This is a genomic window from Stappia sp. (genome assembly GCF_048268045.1).
Taxonomy (GTDB): Bacteria; Pseudomonadota; Alphaproteobacteria; order Rhizobiales; family Stappiaceae; genus Stappia.
The window spans coordinates 102,920-114,361 of sequence record NZ_JBLWWG010000007.1 but is presented as its reverse complement, the minus strand read 5'-3'; the positions used below and the strand labels follow the sequence as shown (position 1 = coordinate 114,361).

The 11,442-nt window shown below is 65.0% G+C and carries 9 protein-coding genes; 3 read left to right on the top strand and 6 right to left on the bottom strand.

Translation table 11 applies throughout. The features are described 5' to 3' along the window. Positions 1-75: 75 nt before the first annotated feature. The 3 genes from gltX (at position 76) to ACN0WF_RS12860 (ending at position 4,304) form a co-directional block, all read left to right on the top strand. Positions 76-1,506, top strand: coding sequence for a glutamate--tRNA ligase (gltX, locus tag ACN0WF_RS12870; protein WP_417773228.1), 1,431 nt, complete (start codon positions 76-78; stop codon positions 1,504-1,506). Between the two features lie 260 nt (positions 1,507-1,766). After that, the gene (gltA, locus tag ACN0WF_RS12865; protein ID WP_417773227.1) at positions 1,767-3,059 is read left to right on the top strand and encodes a citrate synthase; all 1,293 of its coding nucleotides are present in this window, start codon (positions 1,767-1,769) and stop codon (positions 3,057-3,059) included. A 120-nt stretch (positions 3,060-3,179) separates the two neighbouring features. Then, the gene (locus tag ACN0WF_RS12860) at positions 3,180-4,304 is read left to right on the top strand and encodes a hypothetical protein (RefSeq protein WP_417773226.1); all 1,125 of its coding nucleotides are present in this window, start codon (positions 3,180-3,182) and stop codon (positions 4,302-4,304) included. 31 nt (positions 4,305-4,335) lie between these two features. Here ACN0WF_RS12860 and lpxB read toward each other — a convergent pair whose 3' ends face one another. The 6 genes from lpxB to bamA form a co-directional block, all read right to left on the bottom strand. Continuing rightward, positions 4,336-5,529 (bottom strand): lipid-A-disaccharide synthase, encoded by a 1,194-nt coding sequence (gene lpxB / locus ACN0WF_RS12855; RefSeq protein ID WP_417773225.1) that lies wholly within the window; start codon positions 5,527-5,529, stop codon positions 4,336-4,338. After that, positions 5,526-6,422 carry an LpxI family protein gene (locus tag ACN0WF_RS12850; protein WP_417773224.1) on the bottom strand — a complete coding sequence of 299 codons (897 nt, stop codon included), beginning with the start codon at positions 6,420-6,422 and terminating at the stop codon, positions 5,526-5,528. Before ACN0WF_RS12850 ends, lpxB begins: the two co-directional genes overlap by 4 nt. Before the next feature lie 3 nt (positions 6,423-6,425). Further along, the gene (gene lpxA, locus ACN0WF_RS12845; RefSeq protein WP_417773223.1) at positions 6,426-7,226 is read right to left on the bottom strand and encodes an acyl-ACP--UDP-N-acetylglucosamine O-acyltransferase; all 801 of its coding nucleotides are present in this window, start codon (positions 7,224-7,226) and stop codon (positions 6,426-6,428) included. A gap of 10 nt (positions 7,227-7,236) precedes the next feature. After that, a complete protein-coding gene (fabZ, locus tag ACN0WF_RS12840) occupies positions 7,237-7,701 on the bottom strand; it encodes a 3-hydroxyacyl-ACP dehydratase FabZ (protein ID WP_417773222.1) in 465 nt (154 codons plus the stop codon). Positions 7,702-7,731: 30 nt separating this feature from the next. After that, positions 7,732-8,787 (bottom strand): UDP-3-O-(3-hydroxymyristoyl)glucosamine N-acyltransferase, encoded by a 1,056-nt coding sequence (gene lpxD, locus ACN0WF_RS12835; protein ID WP_417773221.1) that lies wholly within the window; start codon positions 8,785-8,787, stop codon positions 7,732-7,734. Positions 8,788-8,857: 70 nt separating this feature from the next. Then, complete coding sequence (bamA, locus tag ACN0WF_RS12830; protein WP_417773220.1) at positions 8,858-11,224, bottom strand: outer membrane protein assembly factor BamA; 2,367 nt, start codon at positions 11,222-11,224, stop codon at positions 8,858-8,860. Positions 11,225-11,442: the final 218 nt, after the last annotated feature.

Below are 11,442 nucleotides of genomic sequence, written 5' to 3'. Positions count from 1 at the left end.
TCTTGGCCGACCGGGCGTCCCGGCACCCGAGACCGCCAACCCACGACCGACGCACAACGAACAACAAGGCTCTCCATGACCGCTCCTGTCGTCACCCGCTTCGCGCCCTCGCCCACCGGCTTCCTGCATATCGGCGGAGCACGCACGGCGCTCTTCAACTGGCTCTATGCCAAGCGCTTCGGCGGCAAGATGCTGCTGCGCATCGAGGACACCGACAGGGAACGCTCCACGGACGCAGCAATCGCCGCGATTCTCGACGGTCTGACCTGGCTCGGCCTCGACTGGGACGGCGAGCCGATCTCGCAGTTCGCCCGCGCGCCACGCCATCGCGAGGTTGCCGAGGAATTGATCGCCGCCGGCAAGGCCTATCGCTGCTACGCCACCCAGGAAGACCTCGCCGCCATGCGCGAGGAGCAGCGCGCCAAGGGCCTGCCGCCGCGCTACGACGGCCGCTGGCGCGACCGCGCCCCCTCCGAGGCGCCCGAAGGCGTCGCCCCGGCGATCCGTCTCAAGGCCCCGCTTGAAGGCGAAACGGTCATCGAGGACCGGGTGCAGGGCCGCGTCGTGTTCCCGAACAAGGATCTCGACGACCTCGTGCTGCTGCGCTCCGACGGCACCCCCACCTACATGCTGGCCGTGGTGGTCGACGACCACGACATGGGCGTAACCCACATCGTGCGCGGCGACGACCATCTGACCAATGCCGCCCGCCAGACGCTGATCTACCAGGCTCTCGGCTGGGAGGTCCCGGTCATGGGGCACATTCCGCTCATTCACGGGGCAGACGGCGCCAAGCTCTCCAAGCGCCACGGTGCGCTCGGCGCGGAGGCCTATCGGGCCATGGGCTTCCTGCCGGCGGCGATGCGCAACTATCTGGCAAGGCTCGGCTGGAGCCATGGCGACGATGAGATCTTCTCCACCGATGACATGATTTCGTGGTTCGACCTCGACGCCATCGGCCGCTCGCCCTCGCGCTTCGACCTCCAGAAGCTGGAGAACCTCAACGGCCACTACATGCGCGCCAGCGAAGCCGACGCGCTGATGGGCGATCTGAAGACCTTCCTGCCGCATTGGGAAAACGGCGCACCGGTGCTGGCCTGGCTGGAAGAACCGGCCAACGAGGCGAAGCTCGAGGCCTCCATGCCCGGGCTCAAGGAGCGCGCCAAGACGCTGGTCGAGCTCACGCAGAGCGCCGATTATCTCTGGGTCCAGCGCCCGCTCGCCGTGGACGAGAAGGCGACGAAGCTTCTGGATGCGGAGGGCGCGCGCGGCGTGCTCGCGGCTCTGGCCGAGCGCCTCTCGGCGCTGGAGAGCTGGTCGGCGGAAACCGCCGAGGCCTGCGTGCGCGCTTATGCCGAGGAAGCAGAACTGAAGCTCGGCAAGGTCGCCCAGCCGCTGCGTGCGGCGCTCACCGGCCGCACCACGTCTCCGCCGATCTTCGACGTTCTCGAAGTGCTCGGCCGGACGGAATCGCTCGACCGCATTCGCGACCAGGCCGACGCCTGACGATCTTGTCCGCTCCCCGCAAACCGGCGGCTTGCGTCCGTTTTTCCGCTGGGGCAGAACCTCCTGCCCTTGCGGAAAAACATGACACTTCGCTCACCATGAGACGAACGCCCTAGGGCGCCGCGCTTGCGGGGAGCGGACAAATGGGATACGCAACATCCGACCTTTCCTCCTGCCGCGCGGTCGGTCCGTCTCTCCCCTCTCCGGAGAGACCGGCCTGATTACCCGCCGGCTCCTGTCTCAAAATGGGGGTAGCCTATATGAGCGATAAGAATGCCAAGCTGACCATCGGCGATGAGTCTTACGACCTTGCCGTGCGCGAGGGCTCTGTCGGTCCGGATGTGATCGACATCGCCGCCCTTTACCGCCAGACCGGCCGCTTTACCTACGATCCCGGCTTCACCTCCACCGCCTCCTGCGAATCCGCCATCACCTATATCGACGGCGACGCCGGCACGCTGCTTTACCGCGGCTACCCGATCGAGCAGCTTGCGGAACACGGTGACTTCCTCGAGAGCTGCTATCTTCTGCTGTACGGCGAGCTGCCGACCAAGGCGCAGAAGGACGACTTCGTAAACCGTGTGACCTATCACACGATGATCCACGAGCAGATGTCGCGCTTCTTCTCCGGCTTCCGCCGGGATGCTCACCCGATGGCCGTCATGGTCGGCACGGTCGGCGCGCTGTCAGCCTTCTACCACGACTCGACCGATATCTCCGATCCGCACCAGCGCATGGTCGCTTCCCTGCGCATGATCGCCAAGATGCCGACGATCGCGGCCATGGCCTACAAGTACCACGTCGGCCAGCCCTTCGTTTACCCGCGCAATGATCTCGATTACGCGTCGAACTTCCTGAACATGTGCTTCGCGGTTCCTTGCGAGGACTACAAGGTCAACCCGGTGCTTGCCCGCGCCATGGACCGGATCTTCATCCTCCATGCCGATCACGAGCAGAACGCCTCGACCTCGACGGTGCGTCTGGCGGGTTCCTCCGGCGCCAATCCCTTCGCCTGCATCGCGGCCGGCATCGCCTGCCTCTGGGGCCCGGCACACGGCGGCGCCAACGAGGCGGCGCTCACGATGCTCTCCGAGATCGGCACCGTCGATCGCATTCCGGAGTACATTGCCCGCGCCAAGGACAAGAACGATCCCTTCCGTCTGATGGGCTTCGGTCACCGGGTCTACAAGAACTACGACCCGCGCGCCCGCATCATGCAGAAGACCACCCACGAGGTTCTGGCCGAGCTCGGCGTGCGGGACGATCCGCTCCTCGACGTTGCCATGGAGCTGGAGCGCATCGCTCTCAGCGACGAGTACTTCATCGAGAAGAAGCTCTACCCGAACATCGACTTCTACTCCGGCATCACCCTGCGTGCGCTCGGCTTCCCGACCACCATGTTCACCGTGCTGTTCGCGTTGGCCCGCACCGTCGGCTGGATCGCGCAGTGGAAGGAAATGGTCGAGGATCCGTCGCAGAAGATCGGCCGCCCGCGCCAGCTCTACACGGGCGCTGCGCCGCGCGATTACCTGCCGGTTTCGCAGCGTCGCTGACGCGCGCTCACGCACCCCGCAAAAATGCGAAAGGCCGCCCCCTCGGGCGGCCTTTTTGCTTTATCAGGAGGAGATCGTCGCTAAGCTTGTGCTGCCTCTTGTTCCTATCAGGTTCGACAGATGTCTCGCCAGATCAGCATATTCTCGCCGGCAGACGTTGGCGCCTATCCCTTGCGGGTCGTCGAGTTTCCCCGTGCCCCAGGCAGTCACGTTGCGCGGGGCGATGTGATCGTGCGGCTGGAGGGCCCGCGAGGCGCGCTTCAGCTCGCGGCCCCCTTCGACGCAACCATCCTCAAGAGCCAGGTGCTCACCGGCACGACACTCGAGACGCGCACGGCTCTACTGAAGCTGAACGTGGCGAAGGCGGATATCCCCTCACAGCCAAAGGCCGCGGCGCAGCCGCCGCGCGGGGAGCCTGAGAAACCCGCGGCACCGACCACGGCGGCCGAGGCGCCCCAAAGCGCGAGCACGCAGACGAGCCACTATGTCCATCCGGCCTTTGCCGATCTCGCTGGGGCGGTGGGTGGCGGCTCCTCAGGCTCTTCCCCGCGTGGCGAGGTCCCACAGCCCTCCGGGCAAGAGCGCAAACGCCGCCGCGCACGCACAGGCTTCTGGCTTGCCGGAACCGCAGCCGTTCTTGCCTTCGTCTGGTGGAGTTTGCCGGAAACGCGCAGGGTCATCTCCTACGGCATGTGGGACCGCCCCTTCCTGCTCATGCGGGCCGCCGGAGCCGACATGCGCCTTCTGCCGACCCGGGTTGTCAGTAGGCTGGGCAACCTTGCCGGATTTCCCTCAGGGCTGTTTGCGGATGACAGTCCCGGTTTCGCGATGGCCGACTCCGGCACGGCGAAGCTTCGCTGCACGGGAAAACGCACCTATTTCTTCGCGGGCTCGCTCTTCACCGGCGGCAAGGAGAGCGATACGACGACGGAGGATGGCCTGGCAACGGTCGCCTTCGACTTCGATCGCAAGAACGCCTGCATGCGCTTCGGCAAGGTGCTGACCTATCAGGACGGCTCGCTTCACGACGATCTCGGCCCGCAGAACTGCGCCGACTACGCCCGCTCCGACGACATCGTGTCCATGTTCACGTTCATGGCCTTCGGCAATCAATTCCAAGACCGGACCGTTCTGGAGCTCGGGGACATGCGCCTGCGGTACACGGAGGGCGAGTACAATTCCGAAGACCAGTCCAACATCTCGCAATCCACGGCATGGGCGCTGACCTGCGTGCCCGCCAGCTAGATCAGGAGCACGGCCGGGGGCGCCGGCTCGCTCATCCCTTGCCGGCTGTTGCAACCTCGGCAACCAAGCGCGCGGCGGCGCCTGCCTGGCTTTCGCCCCCCTCCAGCCGCATCACCTCGTCCAGTCGGGCGAAAGCCTCGAGTTGGCGGGAGCGGGCAGTGCCCGGGGAGAGAAGCGGGCGCACGGCGTCGGCCAGCGCTACGCCGTTGGCCTCGTCGTCGAGAAACTCCGGCACGACGGACTCACCCAGAATGATGTTCGGCAACACCATCGAGGTGACCGAAGCGATGGGCAGAAAGCGGTTCAGGTCCTTGATGCGACGGTAGAACCAGTCCAGCTTGTACGCCACGATCATCGGTACCCCCGAGATCGCCAATTCCAATGAAACCGTGCCCGAAGCGGCAAGCGCGGCGTGGGCGCGGCGGAAGGCAGCATGCTTGTTCGCCTCCCCGGAAACGATCTCGACTTGCACCGGCCAGGTGGCGACGGCCTCCTCGATGCGCGCCCTTTGTCGGGGCACCGCCGGCAGCACGACCTCCAGGTCGGCCCGCTCGCGCGCCAGGATCTCGACCGCCCTGCCGAACTCCTCCAGCAACCGCGAGACCTCGCTTCCCCGGCTGCCGGGCAACACCAGCAACACAGGCCGGGCGCCCTGCTCCAACGCGCTTCGCTCTCCCTCCGCGGGACGCAGCCGCGCACTATGCTCGATGAGCGAGTGGCCGACATAGTCCGTCGGCGGTCCGCCAAGGCGCGCGTGCACCGCAGGCTCGAAGGGCAAGATCGCCAGCAGCCGATCCACATAGGCCGCCATCTTGCGCGCCCGCCCGGGCCTCCATGCCCACACCGAAGGCGACACATAGTCGACGATGCGTACATGCGGCGCGCGGCGGCGAACCCGCTTGGCCACATTGTGGGTAAAGTCGGGGCTGTCGATGATGACAAGCACGTCCGGGTTCCAGGAAACAACGTCATCGACGGTCTGATAGACCCGACGCACAATGGTCGGCAGACGCGCCAGAACCGCCGTCATGCCCATCACGGCAATATCCTCGATGGGAAAGAGCGTCTCCATCCCCTCGCCCATCATCCGCTCGCCGGCGACACCGCGAAACTCCACCGCCCCGGAAAGACGCGCCCGCAGCGCCCGCATCAGTGGCGCGGCGAGCTGATCGCCGGACTCCTCCCCCACCACAAGATAGACACGCAGCGGCGCTTGCCGGGTCATGAGGCGTTCTCCGTGGCAGTGGCCCTATCGAGACCGAAGAGGAAAAGACCGTGCTCGCGCGCCGCTGCCTCCGTGCGTGCACGCTCGGCGATGAGAACGCGGCCCGCCTGGATGCCGATGCCGGAAAGCCCCGCCTCGACGCAGCCCGCCACCGTGTCAGGGCCGATCGTCGGCAGGTCGACGCGCAGGTCCTGCCCGGGCTTGGCGCATTTCACCAGCACTCCGCCCGTCCCGCGCACCCTGCGGATGCGGCGCAACTCAGCGCAGCGCGCCAGCATGGCATCGGTGCCTTCGGCCCCCTCGACGGCGATCACCCGCCGGCCGACGGAGACCGCCGCCTGTCCGATATCGAGCCGACCGAGTTCCGCCACCGCTTGCGCGGCAAGAGCCAGATCCGCGGCCACATCGCCCCTGGGAGCGGCGCCGACGAGCGCTCCGGGCAACGCCAGCAGTGACGGCGCGATCCGATGCGCCCCGATGACGCGGAACCCGTCGTCCTCGAAAAGCCGTATGACCTTTGTGAGCAGACTGTCGTCGCCGCCGGCCAGCGCCGCGATAATACGCGGCAGTCGGCGCATGGTGCCGAGATCGCCGATGATCTCACGCATCTCCGGACGCTTGGTAATGCCGCCAATCATCACAAGATCGCGGCAATTCTCTCGCATGAGAAGATCTGAAAGCTTGCCGATCTGCCCGAAGCCGAGCCAGGTCGGCGCGAAGGCATCTATGGAGGGATCGGCCTCGCCCTTGATGGCGATCACGACGACGCGCCGTCCGGCGTCACGCGCCGCGGCGATCACCTCGCCCGGCAATCGCCCGCCCCCGCAAATGACGGCGACAGGCTCCGCCCCGCTTCCGATGCGGGTGGAGGCACCGTCATCGCGGCCCGCCACGGCTCAGCCGTCCAGTGCGGGCGTGCAGAAACGCCGGTCGGACTCCGCCAGGATGAAATCGGTAACCCGGCGCACCAGGGAGCCATCCGCGTGTGCCGCGGCAACGGCCTCCGCGCGATGGCGCAGCGTGCCGTCCTCGCTCTCGAAGAGCTCCTTGTAGGCACTGCGCAGTGCGTGGATCTCCTCACGAGCAAAGCCGTGACGCTTCAGGCCGACGAGGTTAAGGCCGTTGAGCCGGGCCCTGTTGCCCATGACCATGCCGAAGGGAATGAGATCGTTCTCAAGGCCGGCGAGACCGCCGACAAAGGCATTGTCGCCAACGCGGGTGAACTGGATCACAGCGGCACCGCCACCCATGATGACGTTGTTTCCGACCGTGACATGGCCGGCGATCATCACGTTGTTGGACAGGATCACGCCATCGCCGAGACGCGAATCGTGCCCGACGTGGGAATTTGCAAGAAAGGCGCAGCGGTTGCCGACCACGGTTTCCAGCCCGCCGCCCTCGGTGCCCGCGTTCATCGTCACGCCTTCGCGGATGATGCAATCGGTGCCGATGACAAGGCGCGCCTCCTCACCCTTGAACTTGAGGTCCTGGGCGTGGTGACCGATCGAGGCAAAAGGAAACACCGTCGTGCGCGCGCCGACCGTCGTGCGACCAGCGACAACCACATGCGACTTCAGCTCGACCCCATCGCCAAGGACAACCTCAGGCCCCACATGGCAGAGCGGGCCGATCTTGACACCCTCGCCGAGCCTGGCTCCGTCTTCGACAACCGCGCTCGGATGCACATTCCCGGACATTACCACCGCCTCAACCGTCCACCAGCATCGCGCTGATTTCCGCTTCCGCAACCTTGACGCCATCGACCAGAGCGACGCCGTCGAACTTCCAGATGTTGGTCCGGTTGCGAATCTTCTTCATGTGATACTCGACCCGATCGCCAGGCTGAACCGGCTTGCGGAACTTCGCCCTGTCGATGGTCATGAAATAAACGAGCTTGGGAGACCCGGTGTCGCCGCGCGAATTGACACAGAGCGCACCGGCGGTCTGCGCCATGCCCTCGATCAGGAGCACACCCGGCATCACCGGCTGTCCGGGAAAATGACCCATGAAGTGCGGCTCGTTGGCCGTCACGTTCTTGATGCCAATGCCGGATGCGTCGCCATCCATCTCGATGATACGGTCGACCATCAGGAACGGATACCGATGCGGCAACAGCTCCATGATCCGCATGATGTCGGCGCTGTCCAGCGTGCTCGTCTTACCCTCGCTCATCTCGACGTCCTCAAATCCTGTTCTTCATTGTTATTTCTTGTTGGAGCGGTCATTCAGACCCCGCTCCGCAAGCTTGCTCAAGGTCATGACCTCACGGAACCAGACTTTTACCGGTTTCGCGGGCACACCGCCATAGCGCGCGCCGGCCGGCACATCGCCTTCGACCACGCTGACGGCGGCGATCTGCGCGCCCATGCCGATGGTGACGTGACCGCGCACACCCGACTGACCGCCGATGGCGACGTAGTCCTGAAGCGTGGCACTGCCGGAAATGCCGACCTGCGCGACGATCACGCAGTGCCGGCCAATCACCACGTTGTGGCCAATCTGCACCTGGTTGTCGATCTTGGTGCCCTCGCCGATGATCGTGTCGCGGTTCGCGCCCCGGTCAACGGTGGTGTTGGCGCCGATCTCGACGTCGTTCTGGATGATGACACGGCCGATCTGGGGCACCTTCAGGTGGCCGGCTGCGCCCATGGCGAAACCGAAGCCGTCCTGGCCGATGCAGACGCCGGGATGCAGGATCACCCGGTCGCCGAGAAGCGCGTATTGCAGCACCGCATTTGCGCCGACCGTGCAGTCGCGGCCGATGCGCACGCCGCGCGCGATGATCGCGTTCGCCTGGACATGCGAGCCGGACCCGATTTCCACGTCCGCGCCGATCACCGCTCCGGCTTCGACGACGACGCCCTCCTCAAGCCGCGTCGACGGGTCGATGCGCGCCAGCGGCGAAACGCCCTCAGTGCCCTCGAAGACGGGAGGACGCAACGCGGCGGGATAGAGCTTGCTGAGCACGATGCCCCAGGCTCGGTAGGGTTCGCCGACCACAATGGCAACGACCCCCTCGGGAACCTTGTCCGCATGGCGCTTGCCGATGAGGCAGGCGGCCGCGCGCGTTTCCGCGAGCATGGGCAGGTACTTGGTGTTGTCGAAGAAAACGAGCTGGCCGGGTGCGGAATCCTCGAGCGGACCGACGGTCGAAATCATCGTCTCGTCGCCACCGCGCGGGAGATCTCCTCCCACCCAATCGGCCAGCTGGCGAACCGAGACGGGCTCGAAAGGCGCAAGGAATACCGGATCGCTCATGGTTGTCCCATAATAAAGCCGGCCGCCGGGTTACGGCGGCCGGTGTTCATGTCATCCCCGGGCAATCGACTTAGAAGCGGGTGCCGCCGCCGATCCGGAAGAACTGCGTGCGGTCGCCGGTCTGCTTGATGATGGGCCAGGCGAAATCGGCGCGCAGCGGACCAAAGGGCGAGGCCCACTTGATGCCGAAGCCGGCCGCAACACGCGGCTTGAAGTCGTTGGACTGCACCGAACCGGCCGGCTGAGCGCCACCGCACCCATTGGCTGTCTGCACACAGGCAAGGATCGCCGGATCCGTGTCCCACACCGCGCCGAAATCGGTGAAGACAGCGCCGCTGAGGCCAAGCTCGCGCGGCAGACCGAAGATCGGGAACTCCGCCTCGGCGTTGGCATGGACATACCAACGTCCACCGAGCGCATCGCCGGTCGTGGCATCGCGCGGGCCGATGCCCTGGGGCTCGAAGCCGCGCAGCCAGTTGTCGTTGTGCTGGAACTGGTCGGACGCACGCAGATCGCGACCGATGCCGGCGATATAACCGCCGCCGCCGCGCAGGATACCGACAACGCCCCACTCGGGAAGGATTTCCTTGTAGGCGCGTGCATCGACAGTCGTCGAGATGTAGCGGGAATTGCCACCGAGACCGGCAAATTCCTGACCGAAGGTCGCGTAGAAACCGTCGCGCGGATCGACGCGGCTGTCGCGGGTGTCATAGACCAGCGAGTAGCCGATGGCCGAGGTCAGGTTGTGACCGAGCGAGCTCTGCAGACCGTTCGAAAGCGCGGTGGTGTCCTGCTTCAGATCCTGGTCGAAGATCCGGTAGATCAGGTTCAGGCGCAGCTCGTCATCGCGCAGCGGCAGGCCGAGACCGATGGAACCACCGGTCGTCGTCAGGTCATAGTTGCGGTAGTCGTTCTTGTCATAGGCGCGACGATAGACATCGAGCGACAGAGCCATGCGACGACCGAGGAAATACGGCTCGGTAAAGGCGAACTCGTAGGACTGGGTCGAAGTGCCACCAGCAAGGCGGGCGCGCACGAACTGGCCGCGACCGAGGAAGTTCTTTTCCTGGATGGTCACATCACCGATGACGCCGTCCGAGGTGGAATAGCCGACACCGAAGCCGACTTCACCCGTGGGCTGCTCCTCGACATCGACGTTGATGACGATCTTGTCCGGGGCACTGCCGCGCTCGGTCGTGATCCGCACGTTCTTGAAGAACTGGAGATCCTTGAGGCGACGCTCTGCCTTGTCGACCAGCACGCGGTTGAACGCATCGCCCTCGGCGAGGTCGAACTCACGACGGACAACGTACTCGCGGGTGCGGTCGTTGCCACGCACGTTGATACGCTCGACGTAAACGCGCGGACCTTCCTCGATGTAGTAGGTCAGCGAAATCGTATGGTTCTCGTAGTCACGCTCGGCACGCGGACGGATCTGCGCGAAGGCGTAGCCCTGGCGCGACACGTCGAGCGTCAGCGCCTCGAGCGACTTCTCGACATCGAGCGAGGAATAGGTGTCGCCCTGCTGCGTGCGCAGCTTGCGACGCAGCTCTTCCGGATCGACATCCGCCAGCGAGGTCTCGAGACCGATCTCGCCGAAGTCGTACTGGTCACCCTCTTCCACGGTGAACGTCACGTAGAAGACGTTCTCCTCGCGATCGAGATCGGCAACGGCCGAGACGATGCGGAAGTCGGCATAGCCATGACGGTAGTAGAACTGGCGCAGCATCTCCTGATCCGCATCGAGACGATCCGGATCGAAATTGTCGGTCGTGCGCAGGAAGCTGAGCAGACCGCTCTGGCGCGTGCGGATCACGTCCCGCAGACGACCATCGGAGAAATTCGTATTGCCAATGAAGGTGATACGCTCGATGCCCGTGCGATCGCCTTCGTTCACCTCAAAGACCAGATCCACGCGGTTGTTCGACCGGGAAATGATCTTCGGCTCGACGGACGCGCGATAGCGGCCGGAGCGACGGTAGGCCTCGAGAATGTTCTGAACGTCGGACTGAACCTTGGCACGGGTCAGCATCGAACGCTCCTGGGTGCGCACAACACCCTCAAGCGTCTTGTCGTTAAGGCGCTTGTTGCCCTCGAAGGAGATCTTGTTGACCATCGGATTCTCGACCACCGAGACGACAAGCGTGCCGCCTTGCTGGGAGATCTTCACATCCTCGAAGAGACCGGTCGCGAAGAGGGTCTTGAGCGATTCGTCGACATCGGCGGGGCCGTATGGCCGGCCGGGACGAATGGTCAGGTATCCCTCGACGGTCGCAGCCTCGATGCGGGTGTTTCCCTGCACCGCGATACGGCTCGCAACGGCGGCCTCGGCCTGCGAGACACCGATCGCCGGAAGCGATGCCGGAAGCAACGGCGCCACACCGCCCATCAGAGCGGATACCAGGAGCGTTTTGGTCAGTTTGTGCATACGCTGCATAAAAACGCTTCGCTTTCGTTTTTCCCTCGGGACCGGGAAAGCGCCGCAAACACGGCTGATACGGTCCAGATTCTTTATATCCGTCAGTCGTTTTACAGGCTTTTGCCGGAGACGCAACCGCCCAGGCGAGACCGACGCGGTTTCGCGCCGGATCGTTGCAACAGCGACACGCTTGCCAGAAGCGCGCCACTGCCGGATCCAGGCTCAAACCACCCCTT

What these genes read in the sequence shown, in the direction of transcription:
- gltX (WP_417773228.1), top strand. Translation starts at nt 76, where the DNA reads ATGACCGCTCCTGTCGTCACCCGCTTCGCGCCCTCGCCCACCGGCTTC.
- gltA (WP_417773227.1), top strand. Translation starts at nt 1,767, where the DNA reads ATGAGCGATAAGAATGCCAAGCTGACCATCGGCGATGAGTCTTACGAC.
- ACN0WF_RS12860 (WP_417773226.1), top strand. Translation starts at nt 3,180, where the DNA reads ATGTCTCGCCAGATCAGCATATTCTCGCCGGCAGACGTTGGCGCCTAT.
- lpxB (WP_417773225.1), bottom strand. Translation starts at nt 5,529, where the DNA reads ATGACCCGGCAAGCGCCGCTGCGTGTCTATCTTGTGGTGGGGGAGGAG.
- lpxA (WP_417773223.1), bottom strand. Translation starts at nt 7,226, where the DNA reads ATGTCCGGGAATGTGCATCCGAGCGCGGTTGTCGAAGACGGAGCCAGG.
- fabZ (WP_417773222.1), bottom strand. Translation starts at nt 7,701, where the DNA reads ATGAGCGAGGGTAAGACGAGCACGCTGGACAGCGCCGACATCATGCGG.
- lpxD (WP_417773221.1), bottom strand. Translation starts at nt 8,787, where the DNA reads ATGAGCGATCCGGTATTCCTTGCGCCTTTCGAGCCCGTCTCGGTTCGC.
- bamA (WP_417773220.1), bottom strand. Translation starts at nt 11,224, where the DNA reads ATGCAGCGTATGCACAAACTGACCAAAACGCTCCTGGTATCCGCTCTG.